12 protein-coding genes, 2 pseudogenes and 1 other annotated feature are annotated in these 15,114 nt (G+C 63.2%); of the genes and pseudogenes, 7 read left to right on the top strand and 7 right to left on the bottom strand.

The features are described 5' to 3' along the window. Positions 1-531: 531 nt before the first annotated feature. The 5 genes from WS66_RS05305 to WS66_RS05280 all read left to right on the top strand — a co-directional run bounded on the left by WS66_RS05305 (position 532) and on the right by WS66_RS05280 (position 6,095). Positions 532-831 carry a hypothetical protein gene (locus WS66_RS05305; protein ID WP_236872925.1) on the top strand — a complete coding sequence of 100 codons (300 nt, stop codon included), beginning with the start codon at positions 532-534 and terminating at the stop codon, positions 829-831. Then, complete coding sequence (gene arsD / locus WS66_RS05300) at positions 828-1,673, top strand: arsenite efflux transporter metallochaperone ArsD (RefSeq protein ID WP_059599035.1); 846 nt, start codon at positions 828-830, stop codon at positions 1,671-1,673. Before WS66_RS05305 ends, arsD begins: the two co-directional genes overlap by 4 nt. A gap of 9 nt (positions 1,674-1,682) precedes the next feature. Then, complete coding sequence (gene arsA / locus WS66_RS05295) at positions 1,683-3,446, top strand: arsenical pump-driving ATPase (RefSeq protein WP_059599036.1); 1,764 nt, start codon at positions 1,683-1,685, stop codon at positions 3,444-3,446. 81 nt (positions 3,447-3,527) lie between these two features. After that, positions 3,528-4,610: an ArsO family NAD(P)H-dependent flavin-containing monooxygenase gene (locus WS66_RS05290; RefSeq protein WP_059599037.1), complete on the top strand. Its 1,083-nt coding sequence runs from the start codon at positions 3,528-3,530 to the stop codon at positions 4,608-4,610. 364 nt (positions 4,611-4,974) lie between these two features. Then, a protein-coding gene (locus WS66_RS05280) for an IS3-like element IS407 family transposase (RefSeq protein WP_108064606.1) occupies positions 4,975-6,095 on the top strand; the annotation gives its coding sequence in 2 pieces (ribosomal slippage) (positions 4,975-5,233 and positions 5,233-6,095; 1,122 coding nt in all). 245 nt (positions 6,096-6,340) lie between these two features. Here WS66_RS05280 and WS66_RS05275 read toward each other — a convergent pair. After that, positions 6,341-6,538 (bottom strand): annotated as a pseudogene (locus tag WS66_RS05275) (IS3 family transposase); the annotation flags it as partial. Between the two features lie 87 nt (positions 6,539-6,625). Between WS66_RS05275 and WS66_RS05270 the strand changes: the two are divergent. Next, positions 6,626-7,761, top strand: a protein-coding gene (locus tag WS66_RS05270; protein ID WP_442859285.1) for an IS3 family transposase whose coding sequence is annotated in 2 segments (ribosomal slippage) — positions 6,626-6,890 and positions 6,890-7,761 — 1,137 coding nt in all. Because the reading frame shifts where the segments join, the coding sequence is not laid out codon by codon here. Between the two features lie 61 nt (positions 7,762-7,822). On the opposite strand, the pseudogene WS66_RS05265 reads toward WS66_RS05270, so the two are convergent. The 3 genes and pseudogenes from WS66_RS05265 to WS66_RS05260 all read right to left on the bottom strand — a co-directional run. Then, a pseudogene (locus WS66_RS05265) lies at positions 7,823-8,865 on the bottom strand (IS3 family transposase); the annotation flags it as partial. Then, positions 8,468-8,584: a sequence feature (AL1L pseudoknot), on the bottom strand. It overlaps the preceding pseudogene by 117 nt. A 12-nt stretch (positions 8,866-8,877) precedes the next feature. Next, positions 8,878-9,105: a hypothetical protein gene (locus WS66_RS33550; protein WP_159086516.1), complete on the bottom strand. Its 228-nt coding sequence runs from the start codon at positions 9,103-9,105 to the stop codon at positions 8,878-8,880. A 448-nt stretch (positions 9,106-9,553) separates the two neighbouring features. Continuing rightward, a complete protein-coding gene (locus WS66_RS05260) occupies positions 9,554-10,423 on the bottom strand; it encodes a LysR family transcriptional regulator (protein WP_059607304.1) in 870 nt (289 codons plus the stop codon). A gap of 111 nt (positions 10,424-10,534) precedes the next feature. On the opposite strand from WS66_RS05260, the gene WS66_RS05255 reads away from it, so the two are divergent. Next, positions 10,535-11,521 (top strand): zinc-dependent alcohol dehydrogenase family protein, encoded by a 987-nt coding sequence (locus tag WS66_RS05255; RefSeq protein ID WP_059607325.1) that lies wholly within the window; start codon positions 10,535-10,537, stop codon positions 11,519-11,521. Positions 11,522-11,824: 303 nt separating this feature from the next. Here the strand turns inward: WS66_RS05255 and WS66_RS05250 are convergent, their stop codons facing one another. The 3 genes from WS66_RS05250 to WS66_RS05240 all read right to left on the bottom strand — a co-directional run bounded on the left by WS66_RS05250 (position 11,825) and on the right by WS66_RS05240 (position 15,009). Next, the gene (locus WS66_RS05250; protein WP_236872924.1) at positions 11,825-12,361 is read right to left on the bottom strand and encodes a LysR substrate-binding domain-containing protein; all 537 of its coding nucleotides are present in this window, start codon (positions 12,359-12,361) and stop codon (positions 11,825-11,827) included. Continuing rightward, complete coding sequence (locus WS66_RS05245) at positions 12,327-13,895, bottom strand: trypsin-like peptidase domain-containing protein (RefSeq protein WP_059607302.1); 1,569 nt, start codon at positions 13,893-13,895, stop codon at positions 12,327-12,329. Before WS66_RS05245 ends, WS66_RS05250 begins: the two co-directional genes overlap by 35 nt. Before the next feature lie 238 nt (positions 13,896-14,133). Continuing rightward, entirely contained in the window at positions 14,134-15,009 is an 876-nt protein-coding gene (locus tag WS66_RS05240; protein WP_059607300.1) for a LysR family transcriptional regulator, read from the bottom strand. Between the last annotated feature and the right edge of the window lie 105 nt (positions 15,010-15,114).

Here is a 15,114-nt window from a genome sequence, read left to right as displayed (position 1 = left end):
TCGCATCCGGTTGTGTCGTTTATCTCAAAGTGTTGCGTTCACTTCTATCCCGACGCCTCTAACAGAGACGACTCGCGTGCAGCGAGAGTGGCGCCGGTTGGCCAATCACCGTTCAAGCGGAGACGTCTGCTTTCGATCGAAGAGCAGCCCTTGAGGCGGCTGATGCCAATGGCCGGATATGGGCCGGTTGCGGTCAAATGCAACTGATCGCTGCCGACCCAAATCCGTCCTTCTGCAAGCACTGAGGCCGATGACGGCTTTGGGCCTATAAGGGAACGTCCGCACGGTCACATCGCAGATGACCGTCACCTCACTTCTACGAAGAGCGATGTTGTCCGGTGTAGTGCTCTTGCGCATACGTCGGTAGTCGGTCCCCGCACTGTTCTGGTCGCACAGAAGACGGCTTTCCATGATGGCAAGGGCAGTCCGGTCCTCCTTGACGTGCGTCAAGACGCGTACCGTCGCCACTCTGCAAGCTGAGGCACGACAATGGTCGAGCCAGATGGTCTATGACAGAACGGAGAGCCTGACGTGAAAGATATCGATCGGGAAATCGACAAACTCTGGAAACGGATTAACCGCATGCCGGCCTTCGCTCCCCGTCGCCACGAGAACGACAACACCGTGACATGGGCGCTGGCAATCGCCCAGCTTGTCTCGTGGGGAACCATCTGCTACGCCGTCTCCCTTTTCGCCGCGACGCCGGCGCCCCTCTACGACCCGGTGTTTGCCGTTACCACGTGGGACTACCCTGGCAGCCTCCGCACAAAAATCACCTTGATCATCCGGCAGCCACTTACACACCGTGAACGTAAGGGAGAATTGGCATGAGCACGCCCGTTGATGAGATTCGCCGGGCAGTCGCCACAGACTTCGGCGGCATCCTCGCGTTGCTGGACCTGTGCGGGCTACCCGCGAGCGACCTTACGGCGCAAAGCCTCGACGGCTTCCACGTTGCCGTACGGGACGCCGGGATCGTCGGGGTGGCCGGACTGGAGCAAGTTGGCGATGCGGCCCTTTTGCGTTCGGTCGCCGTTCACCCGCGGCTGCGCGCATCCGGTCTGGGTGGCCGACTTATCGACGCATCCATTGCGCTGGCGCAAACGCGATCGCTGCGCGCGCTATACCTTATTCCGAACGATGAATCCGCCCTCAATTTTTTTGCGCGCCGCGGATTCACACGCATTGAGCGAACCCTCATTCCCGAAGCGATCCGCGGTCTGCCCGAATTCACGCATCTTTGTCCGCAGACGCATCCGAGCTTGTGGAAGTCGCTGAATTCCAATTGCTCCAAGGTGCCTGCCATGAAGAATCTCGAAGTGTTCGATCCCGCCATGTGTTGCTCGACCGGCGTTTGCGGCGTAGACGTCGACCCCGTACTGGCGCAATTCGCCGCCGATCTGAAGTGGGTCGAGGCGCACGGCGTGACGGTGGCCCGCTACAACCTGGGCCACGCGCCGCAGGCGTTCGCCGCCAACGCCGCGGTGGTCAAGGAAATGGAAGCCGGCATGGAGCGGCTGCCGATCCTCGTGGTCGACGGCCATATCGTCTCGACGGGGATGTATCCGTCGCGCCAGCAGCTTGCGCAGAAACTCGGCATTGCGCTGACGACGGAGGAAAAGCCTCATATCAAGGCCGGCAGCTGCTGTTCGCCGGGCTCGGGCTGCTGCTAAGGAGCGCTCATGTCCCTTCCTGAAACGCAGACCCGATATCTCTTCTTCACCGGAAAAGGCGGCGTCGGCAAGACATCGCTTTCCTGTGCCACGGGCCTTGCCATGGCCGATGCCGGCAAGCGGGTGCTCATCGTCAGCACTGACCCGGCCTCCAATCTCGACGAGGTGCTCGGCGTCCGCCTGAGTCAGTTGCCGACCGCGGTGCCGGGCGCGCCGGGCCTGTTCGCGTTGAACATCGATCCGGAAGCGGCCGCGCAGACCTACCGGGAACGCATGGTCGAACCGTATCGCGACGTCTTGCCTGCCGCGGCGATCCGCAACATGGAAGAGCAGTTTTCCGGGGCGTGTACGGTCGAGATTGCTGCCTTCGACGAATTCTCCAAACTGCTCGGCGACCCCGCCGCAACGGCCGATTTCGATCACGTGATTTTCGACACCGCCCCGACCGGCCACACGCTGCGCCTGTTGACGCTGCCTTCGGCGTGGAACGAGTTCATCTCGTCGTCGACGGGGGGCGCCTCGTGCCTCGGACCGTTGGCCGGACTGGAGAAGCAGAAAGCGCTCTACGCGGCAACGGTCGAACGGCTGTCGAGCGCAGCCCAGACCACCGTCGTGCTGGTGAGCCGGCCCGAAGTCGCAGCACTGCGCGAAGCGAATCGCACGCGGCACGAACTGGCCGACCTCGGCATCTGCAACCAGGTGCTGGCGATCAACGGACTCTTCTACACAGATCGTAACGACGACGCGATTGCGACCGCCATGGCCCGGCGCGCGCAACAGGCACTGGCCGACATGCCGCACGAACTGGCGGGCTTGCCGCAGACGCGCATTCCGTTTCTGCCGCGCGGCACGGTCGGGCTGGATGCGCTGCGCGACATGGCGCATCCCGAACGCGTGCGCATGCCGACCGAACACCGGATGCCCGACACCGCCTTGCCGCCGGGCCTGGGCGGGCTGGTAGACGAGTTGTCGGCCGCGGGCCACGGCGTGATCATGACGATGGGTAAAGGCGGCGTGGGCAAGACCACGGTAGCAGCCGCGATCGCAGTTGCGTTGGCCGGGCGCGGACACGACGTGATCCTCTCGACCACCGATCCGGCCTCGCACGTGGCCGCCACCGTCGATGGCGTCGTGCCTCGCCTGAGCGTCACACGCATCGACCCGGCGCGCGAAGTGCAGCAGTACACCGAAGAGGTGCTGGCCAAAGCGGCATCGCACCTCGATGCGGGCGGCCGGGCAATGCTCGAGGAAGATCTGCGCTCGCCCTGCACGGAGGAAATCGCCGTCTTCAGGGCCTTCGCGCGCACGGTCGATCAAGGCAAGTCCGGCTTCGTGGTGCTTGACACCGCGCCGACCGGGCACACCATTCTGCTGCTGGACGCTGCCGAGGCCTATCACCGCGAAGTGATGCGCACACAAGGCGACATGCCGGAGTCGGTCCGTCAACTGCTGCCGCGCCTGCGGGACCCGGATTACAGCCGCATCCTGATCGTCACGTTGCCGGAAGCCACGCCGGTTCACGAAGCGGAACGCCTGAGCGCCGACCTCGCGCGCGCGGGAATTACGCCGTACGCGTGGGTCATCAACGAGTCGTTGCTGGCGAGTGGCACGACCGACCCGATGCTGTGCCAGCGGGGCACTTACGAGGTGCCGTTCGTCCGCCGCGTGGCGGACGATCTGGCGCAGCGCACCGCACTCATTCCGTGGCTCGCCGAGGCACCGGTCGGGCCAGCTGGCCTCGAGCACGTGATTACGTCGCGGGTGGCCACGTAGTGCAGTGCACCGCCCACCGCCTTTGAGCTCAATGGGCGGCGTGACCGCCGGAATCCGAATCATGAGATGGGACGAAAGCGGATGCCTGTAGACATTGATGTCGTGGTAATCGGCGGTGGCCAGGCCGGGCTTGCCACCGCCTACTTTCTGCGTCGCGCGGGGCTCGACTATCTCGTGCTGGATAACCAAAGCGCCCCAGGAGGCGCCTGGCGACATACCTGGGACTCGCTACACCTGTTTTCGCCGTCGCAATGGAGTTCGCTGCCAGGCTGGCAGATGCCCGTATCACACGACAGGTACCCGTCGCGCAACGAGGTTATCGACTATCTGGCGCGATATGAGGAGCGTTATCACATCCCTGTCCGACGCCCCGTTCATGTCGAATCCGTTTCACGCGTTCAGGGGGGGTTGCTGGTCAGTACCGATCGCGGGGAATGGCTCGCCGGGGCGATCGTGAGTGCGACCGGTACGTGGAGCGCGCCGTATGTCCCCGACTATCCTGGACGCGAGATCTTTCGCGGTCGTCAGATGCATTCGGCTCAGTATCGCAATCCGGACAACCTGCGCGGACAAGACGTGCTGGTGGTGGGCGGCGGCAACTCGGGCGCGCAAATCCTGGCGGAGGTATCGACAGTCTGCAACACCATGTGGGTGACGTCGCAGGAACCGGTTTTTCTTCCAGATGACGTGGATGGCCGGGTTTTGTTCGAACGCGCGACAGCCAAATGGCAGGCTCTTCGCGATGGGCACACGATGACGGCGCCGGTAGGTGGTTTGGGCGACATCGTCATGGTGCCACCTGTACGGGACGCGCGTGCGCGTGGCGTTCTGCGCGCAATGCGTCCGTTCAGCCATTTCGATACACATGGCGTCGTCTGGGGCGACGGCACGCATTCCCGCATCGATGTCGTGATCTGGTGCACCGGGTTCCGCCCCGCACTCAAACATCTTGATCCGCTACAGATCAGCGATGCAAACGGATTGCCGAGGACAGACGGGACGCGAGCCATCGACGAGGAACGCTTGTGGTTTGTCGGTTACGGCGAGTGGTGCGGCGCCGCCTCTGCCACGCTCATCGGTGTAATGCGTAGCGCTCGCGACGCGGCGGGGGAGATAGCCCGATATCTGCGCGCTATACAGCCGCGCAGCACATCGGCACCGTAGCCGGTGATAGGGGCATCGCAAATGAGGCATCGCCCCTTTTTTCTGCCACGCCACGTCTCGGTCATGTGGCAGGCGGCGTGGATCGAGGCCGGGCCGCAGTTACCAAGATATCAGCACACGCTCGCACGGCCATGTGGAGTCGCTGGCGAATGAGCGGTCGTGGCCGGCTGCGGTCAAAAGCAACCGACCGCGGCCGACCCGGAGCGGACGTTCGGTGTTCTCGAGAGCGGTCGTTGGGAGATGCGTCGAAACTCGTAGGTAAGTATGCGGGGCGGCCCCATCTTGATGGGATGTTCTGACCTGCCCCCTACAAACAGGGCCAGCCGGAGTCTAGTAAAGTTCGTTTTCGGAGAAGAAGACGGACATGAAGAAGCGCTTTACGGAACAGCAAATCATCGGGTTTCTGAAGGAAGCCGAAGCCGGTATGGCGGTCAAGGAACTGTGCAGGAAGTACGGGTTCAGTGACGCGTCGTTCTACACCTGGCGCGCGAAGTTCGGCGGCATGGAAGTCTCGGAAGCCCGCCGGCTCAAGGACCTCGAGGTGGAGAATGCCCGGCTGAAGAAGCTGCTGGCCGAAGCAATGCTCGATATGGAAGCGTTGAAGGTCGTCGTCAAGGGAAAGCCCTGAGCCCGCAAGCCAAACGCGAAGCAGTGTCGGCGATTCGGGAGAAGGTCAATATCTCCGAGCGCCGCGCCTGCCGGCTTGTCGGGCTTTCTCGCAGCGTGCTGCATTACGACGCGAAGCCGGACCACGAGAATGAGCTGCTAGCGGCGCGTCTGGTGGAATTGGCACACGAACGTCGTCGATTCGGCTACCGTCGACTGCACGCCCTGGTGGAGCGCGAAGGCACGCACGCCAATCACAAGCGCATCTATCGCCTGTACCGTGAGGCAGGGCTGGCTGTGCGGCGCCGTCGCAAGCGCCATGGCGTCATGATTGAGCGCGAGCAACTGGCATTGCCGGGCGCGCCCAACGAGGTGTGGTCAATCGATTTCGTGATGGATGCGCTTTCCAACGGCCGTCGCGTGAAGTGCCTGACCGTCGTCGACGACTTCACGAAAGAGGCTGTCGACATCGTCGTCGACCATGGCATCTCAGGCTTGTATGTCGCTCGGGCATTGGACCGTGCAGCTCGCTTCCGTGGCTATCCCAAGGCGGTGCGAACAGACCAGGGACCCGAATTCACGAGCCGCGCGCTTGACCAGTGGGCATATGCGAACGGCGTCACGCTGAAGTTGATTCAGGCGGGCAAGCCAACGCAAAATGCGTACATCGAATCGTTCAACGGCAAGTTCCGCGACGAATGCCTTAACGAGCACTGGTTCACGACGCTCGCGCACGCTCGGGCTGTCATCGCGGCATGGCGTCAGGACTACAACGAGCAAAGGCCGCACAGCGCACTGAACTACCTTGCGCCGTCAGAGTTTGCGGCGAAACACCGGGCAACCGCGGATGCTCCTGCCGCTTTCCAGGAGCTGGTTTAACAGGACTTTGCTAGAAGCCCATTGGCCCTATTGAAGGGGGCAGGTCAGAATGAGGCCCATATGTCGACTAACTGCTTCTGGCCGAACCCGGTCTGTTGGCATCGGGGTGGCGGCCGACTGACGGGTGCCGACACAAGGGACAGTGGTACTTCTCTGAAGCGGCCATTCACTGAGAGGCGAGCCTTCCGGTGACCGGGTGTTCCGAGCTATTTGAACCGCGCCGGGAATCGTGGAGGCCGGTTGGTTTAAGTTAATGCAGGCAAGTCAGCGGCATTTCTGAGTTGCCTGTAGTAGTTTGCCTCAGCCTCAGCGGGCGGGATATAGCCGAGCGGTTCCATCAACCGATGATGGTTGTACCAGGCCACCCATTGCAGCGTTGCCAGTTCGACGGATTCCCTCGTTTTCCAAGGGGCGCGCCGATGAATCAGTTCCGTCTTGTACAGAGAGGTGGCCGCGCAAAATCGGACAGCGGGATAAGTGGAACGGCCGGGGCCTGAGCCAGCGATAATGCAGGCAAAGGAACCGAGGAAATGACGAAACGAACCCGACGCACGCACTCAGCGGCGTTCAAAGCGAAAGTGGCCCTGGCGGCTGTCAAGGGCGAGCGCACGCTGGCCGAACTGGCGCAGCAGTTCGATGTGCATCCGAACCAGATCACAGAATGGAAACGGCAGTTGCAGGAGCGCGCGGCCGACGTGTTCGGTGCGGCTGGCCCGGTGTCTAGCGAGCCACCGGTAGACGTGAAGACCCTGCACGCCAAGATCGGCCAACTCAGCCTGGAAAATGATTTTTTAAGCGGCGCGCTCACCAAGGCGGGATTGCTGAGCGCAAAGCGATGATTGACCGTGGCCATGCGTTGCCGGTTTCGCAGCAAGTCCGGCTGGTTGGTATCGCGAGATCGAGCGCGTATTACCGGGCGCGGCCTGTGGGCGAAGTCGATCAACGGCTGATGCGCCGGATCGACGAACTGCATCTGGAGTTCCCGTTTGCCGGTGCCCGGATGCTGGCGCGCTTGCTGCGCCGGGAAGGCTACGAGGTCGGCCGGCGCCGCGTACGCACGCAAATGAAGCGCATGGGCGTGGAGGCGCTGTACTGCAAGCCGAACACGAGTCGGCGCAACGCGCAGCACAAGGTCTGGCCGTATCTGCTGAGCGGCATGAAGATCGAGCGGGCCAACCAGGTCTGGGCACTCGACACGACCTACGTTCCCATGGCGCGAGGCTTCGTGTATCTGACGGCGGTGGTGGACTGGGCCAGTCGCAAGATCCTCGCGCACCGCGTGGCGATCACGCTGGAGGCCGTGCATGCCGTTGAAGCGCTGGAAGAAGCGTTCGCCCGCCATGGGCACCCCGACATCGTGAACACCGATCAGGGCAGCCAGTTCACGGCGGGAACATTCACCGAGGCGGTGCTGGGCCGAGGCATTCGACTGTCGATGGACGGCAAAGGTGCTTGGCGCGACAACGTGTTCGTCGAGCGCGTGTGGCGCAGCATCAAGTACGAAGAAATTTATTTGCGAGCCTACGAGTCGGTAAGCCATGCCCGGCGCTCCATTGGCCAATACATTGAGCTGTACAACCGCAAACGGCCTCATTCGAGCCTGGCGGATCAGACGCCCGATGAGGCATACTTCGCGACGCTGCCTGCGATCAAATCGGCAGCATGATCGCCCTGGACGCTCCACTTAAAACTCTCAGAAAACTGTCCGAACGAGCGAGGCCACCTCTCAGGCCATTGATCGTTTCGGCCAGCGCATTGTCGTAGCTGTCGCCCCGGCTGCCGACCGACGGCTCGATGCCGGCCTCAGCCAGCCGTTCGCTGTACCGAATGCTGACATATTGCGCCCCTCTATCGGAGTGATGTATCAATGTCCCGTCGTCACCCGGTTGGCGAGCGTACAGCGCCTGTTCAAGTGCATCCAGAACAAAGTCCGTGGTCATCGACGAACTGACGCGCCAGCCAACGATGCGACGGGCGAACACGTCGATGACGAACGCCACGTAAAGCCAGCCCCGCCATGTCGAGACGTAGGTGAAATCCGACACCCAAAGCTGATTCGGTCGCTCAGCCTTGAACTGCCGGTTCACCCGATCCAGCGGGCACGGCGCGCTCGAATCGGGAGTCGTCGTGCGAACTCGCTTGCCGCGAACTGCGCCTCGCAAGCCCTGCAGCTTCATCAACCGCCCGACCGTGCAGCGTGCGACCAAGATGCCCTCACGGTTCATCTGCTTCCAGACCTTCGGCACGCCATAGACCTGCATGTTGGCCTGCCAGACACGCTTGATCTCCGGCTGCAGAAGCTCATCGCGTTTGGCGCGGGCGCAGCGTTTGGACGGATCGCGAAGCTGCGCAGCATGGCGTCGGTAGCCCGACGGGGCAATCCGCAAGACCTTGCAGATCGGCTCGACCCCGAAGGTGTCGCGATGCTGATCAATGAAGGCCTTCAGGACTTGAAACGGCGGTCGAGCTCCGCCTGGGCGAAAAACGCGCTCGCCAGCTTGAGAATCTCGTTGGTCCGGCGCAGTTCCTTGACCTCGCGTTCCAGGGCCTTGATGCGTTCACGCTCGGCCGTGCTCACGCCATCGCGCTCCCCGCGGTCGACCTCGTCGCGTTTGACCCAATCCAGCAGCGTCTGCGGCGTACAGCCGATCATCGGCGCAATCGATTCGACCGCTGCCCACATCGACGGGTGTTCGCTACGCTGTTCGCGTACCAGACGCACTGCGCGCTCCCGCACTTCCGGGGAAAATTTGCTTGCCTTCTTGTTCATGACTCGATTCTCTCAAGAATACGAGCCTCCACAAAATCCGGTGCGGTTCAGGTCGATAAGGAAGCTGATCGGTCGATAATTCTCGCTAAACCAGCAAGCAATCGTGTGATTGACCGCACTGGACAACTGATAGATCGTCGCGTCGCGCCGATACAGACGAAGTTCGAGAAAGCGCTTGTCATTCAACTGGCGTTGCAGTGAAGCGATATGCTCGAGCAACCGATTGAACTGCGTTGTCAAGGCGGCCACCTCTCATGGGTTCGTTGTTCGCGGACAGTCTGAATCAGCTTCGATGAGGCTATTTGTCTCGTGACTTGCTGGATATCGAACTGTCTCCGTTCGGTCTGAATCCGGCCAAGAATGCAAACACGCCAGTGTTCGATTGTCAGCGATCCGCGCTGAGGTGTCGACCGTCTGCTTCTGGCCGAACTGCGCCATACGATGCTGTCGCGCCGCTCGGGTGAGCCGGCGATGTCCGAGCGGCGCATCTCGACCCATAAGGGCACTTCGAGTTGCCATGTACGAATTGGCCGGCTCCTGGCAACAACGGTCATTCGCACGGCCGGGCGCGAGCAAACCCGTATAGCCACTGGAGGACAATTGTTGCGATAACCCGGGGGCATTCTTTGAAAGGCGGTCCAGCGAAGCTGGACGTACATCGCGCGGAGGCATTGATCGCCCGCCTCACTCAAAGGTTCGCTAGCGAATCAATCGTTGCATCCAGAAGTGCGCGCAGTCGCGCGACTCGACGTAAATCGCGGTGAAAGCCAAGCCAAACATCGCGACCCGGCGGGGCTTCGCCTAAATCGACTCGTCGGATGCCCGGCGTCGCATCACCCAGCGGACAGGGCAGCACTGCAAAGCCAGATCCTTCGGCACACATGCGCGCCTGTACTCCACGATTGTTGCTGCCGAACACGATCCTGGCCCGGGGCAGCATGCGCTTGACCCACTCGACGTCGGACAGCGAGCTGAACTCGCTGTCCATGCTGATCAGCGTGTAGCCGTCACCGTCCCCGCGTGTCGGCGGGACGAGATCGACGTGCCCGTACAACGCATAATCGATATGCATCAGCTTGCGCTGGATGACGTCGGGTTCGTCGAATGGCGTGATGCGGAATAGCAGATCCGCCTCGCGCCGCGCGAGGTTGTAGAGGCGCGAATCCGTGACGAGTTCCAACGAGATGCCCGGGTACTTCGCTAGAAAGCGCGCGAACACGGGGGTGAGTATGTGCACGCCGAACCAGTCCGACGAGGAGACACGGAGCAGACCCGTCAACTGGGTCTCTTTCCCGGTGAGCGCGCGCGTGAATCCAAGCGCTTCCTCCTCCATTCGCTCGGCATAGGCGAGCGCCGTAGCACCCTCATCCGTCAGCACAAAGCCATTGCTCGTGCGCTGGAACAGCATATGTCCGAGCGCGTCTTCGAGTGCGCGCAACCTGCGCCCCATGGTGGGCTGGGTCTGGCCCACGCGCTTCGCTGCCGCCCCCAGCGTGCCGCAGCGGGCAATCGCCAAAAAAATCCGGACATCGCCCCAATCCAGGTACGGGTCATTCATTTTTGCATGGACTCCGTGCTAAAACTTTGATTTACATGCGTTATAGCATACGTCACGATGAACCCATCGACCCATTAGCTCAACGGAAAGACAACCCGATTGGAAACCACCATGACTATGCAAGCGCTCGTCCTCAGCCGCTACAACGGCCCGCTCGAATTGACTGAAATCTCGATGCCTGAACCCGCACACGGCCAGGTGCGCGTGCGCATTGCCGCAAGCGGTCTCAATCCGCTCGACACCAAGATCCGCGCTGGCAGCGCGGCGCATGCGAAGCATCCGCTCCCGCTGGTGCTCGGCATCGATATGGCTGGCGTAGTCGATGCCGTCGGGCCGGGCGTGACCGCTTTCCATGTCGGCGACGAGGTCTACGGTATGACGGGCGGCGTCGGCGGCATTCAGGGCTCGCTGGCCCAGTATGCGGCGTTGGATGCCGATCTGCTTGCGATCAAGCCCTCCAACTTATCGATGCGTGAAGCCGCGGCGCTACCCCTCGCGTTCATCACTTCCTATTCCGGCATTGTCGATCGGGCCCATCTGCAAGCGGGCGAAACGGTGCTGGTGCAAGGTGGAGCAGGCGGTGTCGGACATATCTCGGTGCAACTGGCGCGCGCACTCGGTGCTCAAGTTTTTGCAACAGCAAGTTCACGCGACCACGATCTCGTTGCGCGGCTCGGCGCTAAGCCAATAGACTACCGGTCGCAATCCGTCGAACAGTATGTCGCATCGTTGACGCACGACACTGGCTTCGACCTCGTTGTCGACACCGTCGGCGGCCCATCGCTCGATGCTTCGTTTGCTGCGGTCAAGCATTTTGGCCATGTTGTCAGCGCGTTGGGTTGGGGTACGCATGCGCTGGCGCCGCTGTCGTTCCGAGAAGCCACGTACTCTGGGGTCTTCACCCTCTATCCGCTCCTGACGGGCATGCATCGCGCGCATCACGGAGCGATACTGCGCGAGGCCACACGGTTGGTCGAAGCCGGCAAGCTCACTCCGAATCTCGATCCGCGCCGGTTCGACCTGCGATCCGCAGAATGCGCCTACGACGCCATCACGAACGCTACCGCACGCGGGAAGATCGTCGTGGACGTCGCGTGAGATCGAACGTGTCAGCTTCGCTGTGTCGATTCACGACTGTCCGACACGGTTGGTGCAGGCGCCCCTCAAGCAAATCGTCACTATCCGATGCGGACATTCGAGTGTCCGTCGCGTCGCGCGAGCGAATGACGGAACCTGGCCGGCTGCGGTCAAAAGCAACTGACCGCTGCCGACTCATCCGGGACACTCACATAGCGCACCTCGAATGTCTGTTCACCGCATGTCACGAGCCGCACCTACTAGCGACGCCCTAATCGGGAATCTCACCGCTGGCGCACTTTGAAAGTCAGTGACTATCGCAAGTTAGCCTAGGTTTTCCGACCCTGATGGCGCGGGCATCCCGGCCAGGATGCCCTCGGACATCGCACGCTGGAAGCGGTCGACCAGGAAGTCCAGTAGCACCCTCACGCGTGGAGTCATATAGCGATTTCGGTTCAACACGGCATATATGCCGGGCTCACCTTCGACCCACTCCGGCAATACGACCTGAAGTTTGCCTGCACGAATATCCGCTGCGGCATCCCATATTGTCTTGCGGGCTATGCCAAACCCGGCAAGTGTCCACGCACGTGCCAAGGCGCCATCATTTGTTTCCCATGCGTTTTCCATTGCTACGGTGTGATTCCAACGCTTGCCTTCGGACACGAAGTGAAATTCGTTCAACGGGCCTGCAGCCGTAACCAGAACGACAAACTGATGGGCAACCAGGTCAGCCGGGATTCGCGGCGTGCCGTGATTGGTCAGATATTCGTGAGTGACGCCTCTGGCCGCACACCGACGCTCTTCCCACCCTCCCGTCAACACCCTACCGCGCACGCACCGACACGAACTTCCGCGCATTCTCGCGCTGGATCAGCACCGCGATCACACCGCCTTTCGCTTCGAGCGACTGCACGTCGTCCGGCGTTTCGAGCAGCGTGTCGTTGAGCTCGAGCACGACGTCGCCCGGACGGATGCCCGCGTTCGCGGCCGGCCCGCGCACCGCATCCACCATCATCCCGACTGCGAGCCCGGTCGAACGCCGTTCGGCGTCGCTCAGCGGATGCATCGTCAGCCCAAGCCGATCGCCGCTGTCAGCCGGCCGAGGTGCCGCCATCGCCACGCCGGCGGCACCGCCCGCGCCAACCGTGCCCGCGCTGCCCGTCGCACCCGCGTTGTCGATCGCGTCGCCGGTCGCCGCGCCGGTGACCGTCAGCATCATCGGCGCGCGGTTGCGGATCAGCCGCACCGGCGCCTTTGCACCTGGCGGCAATGCGGCGGCCAGGTCGTTCAGTTCGGCCGACTGGCCAATCGGCTTGTCGCCGAACTTGACGATCACGTCGCCGGGCCTCACGCCCGCCGCGGCGGCCGGCGAGCCGGGATCGACGCCGTTGACGAGCGCGCCCGCCGGACGCGGCAGGCCGAACGCAGCGGCCAGCCCGACGCCGACGTCCTGTACGTCGACGCCGAGCGCGTTGCCGGACGACGCGCGCTGCGCCTGCGCATTGGCGCGGCTCTGTGCCTGCACCTGCGCACGCACCTTCACGGCGAGCGCAATCGGGATCGCGAACGTCGTGCTCGCGTACCGGTCGGCGCCCGTATAGACCTGCACCGCGATACCGATCACGTCGCCCGCGCGGTTGAACACGGGGCCGCCCGAGTTGTCGGGATTCACCGCGATGTCGGTCTGGAAGAACGGAAACGCGCTGCCGTCCGGCAGTGCATGCGACGTCGCGCTGATGATGCCGGCCGTGACCGTGTTGCCAGAGCCGTCCGGCGCACCCATCGTCATCACCGGTTCACCGGCGCGCACCCTCGACGAATCGCCGATGCGCACGACCGGCAGCTTCGTCGCGTCGACGCGCAGCACGGCGACGTCGCTCTGCGGATCGACGGCCAGCACCGTCGCCTGCAGGTCGCGACGATCGGCCAGTCGCACCGTGACATCGGTCGCATCGTCGACGACATGCGCGGACGTGAGGATCAGCCCGTCGGCGCTGACGATGAAGCCCGAGCCGCTGCCCGACAGCGTGCGCGGCGACGTATCGGGCGCCGGCGCCAGTGGACCTTGTGCGGACGCCGGCGGACCGCCGCGGCGGAAGAACGCGGCAAGCGGATCGTCGGAATCGAGAATCGCGAAGGACGGGCCACCGGCCTGCTGGTCGGGCGCGGCGGTCATGATGGTGACGACCGCCGGGCCGTAACGGTCGACGATCGCCGGGAAGTCGACCGGCATCGAGCGAGGCGATGCGGCGAGCCGGTTCTTCATGACAGGCGGTGTGGCGGGCGGTGCGACGGCTCCGGCAACAGTTGGCGATGGCGACAGCAACGAGGCGAATACGCCCCCGATCAACGCGGTGCGAAGCACGGCGCGAGCAAGCGTCTGGCAAACCACGGTGCACCTCCCCCGGCAGTCGCGGCGCCGCCCCACGCGCGGGCGCCCGACAAGTACCGGTACACCCCTCCATTTATAGTCCAAGCGGCATCCGGAACATACGAATCGAAACCCGCATGCCGGGTCGTCACGCGACGGCGGAGCCGCGACAGCGTTCGGTCCGGGCAAAGTTCACGGTTCGTCAATCAGAATATCCACCCGATACCGCGGCGATGCGCACGACGACGTGCGTCCCGCGCTACCAGGCCAGCAGCAGAAAGTTGCGCACCACCGCCGACGGGTCGTCGCGTCGCGACGCAATCGCGAGCCTCGCGCGCAGCCCGTTGCCCGCGACCTGCCGATACACGACGCCTGCGACCCGCACCTGCGTGATCGCCTTCGGCACGATCGACACGCCGAGCCCGGCCGCGACGAGCGTCACCGCCGACGCGATTTGCGGCGCGGGCTGCGCCATGCGCGGCTGGAAGCCGGCGGCATTGCACGCCGCGACGATGTCGTCGAACAGCGCACTGCCCGCTTCGCGCGGCACCTGCACGAACGCCTCGTCGGCGAGTTCCGCCAGATCGATCCGACGCCGCTGCGTGAGGCGATGCGCGACCGGCATCGCGACGAACATCGGCTCCTCGTCCCAGTCCGCTGCCCGCAACGTGTCCGCGATACGACGCTCCGGACGCACGATCGCGACATCGAGCCGCCCGGCTTCCAGCGCCTCGAGCAACACGCCGGAGGTCGCCTCCTGCAACGTCAGGTCCGTATCCGGAAACGCTTCGCGAAAGCGGCGAATCAGGTCGGCCACTTTCGAATTGAAGGCCGCCGTCCCGGTGAATCCGACCCGCAGTTGCCCGATTTCCCCACGCGCGGCCCGTTTTGCCGCCCGCGCCGCCCGCTCCGCATCGTCGAGCACGCGCCGTGCCTCTTCCGCGAACACCTCTCCCGCAACGGTCAGCTCGGCACCGCGTGCGGTCCGCCTGAACAGCTCCACGCCGAGTTCGTTCTCGAGCGCCTTGATCTGCTGGCTCAGCGGCGGCTGCCCCATGCCGAGCGCCTCCGCAGCCTTGGTGAAGTTCAACGTGGCCGCCACGGCCAGGAAGTATCGGAGATGTCGAAGTTCCATGTGATCTCGGTCGACGGAAATGGCGATCCAGCCATTCGCAAAAGGTATTGCTACGGTTCATTTCATATATTGGACATATATATGACCGTGCGCAAGAATTCGGCT

This window comes from Burkholderia sp. LA-2-3-30-S1-D2, assembly GCF_001523915.2.
Classification (GTDB): domain Bacteria; phylum Pseudomonadota; class Gammaproteobacteria; order Burkholderiales; family Burkholderiaceae; genus Burkholderia; species Burkholderia diffusa.
The sequence above is the reverse complement of the archived record's forward strand: the minus strand, read 5'-3'. Positions and strand labels throughout refer to the sequence as shown.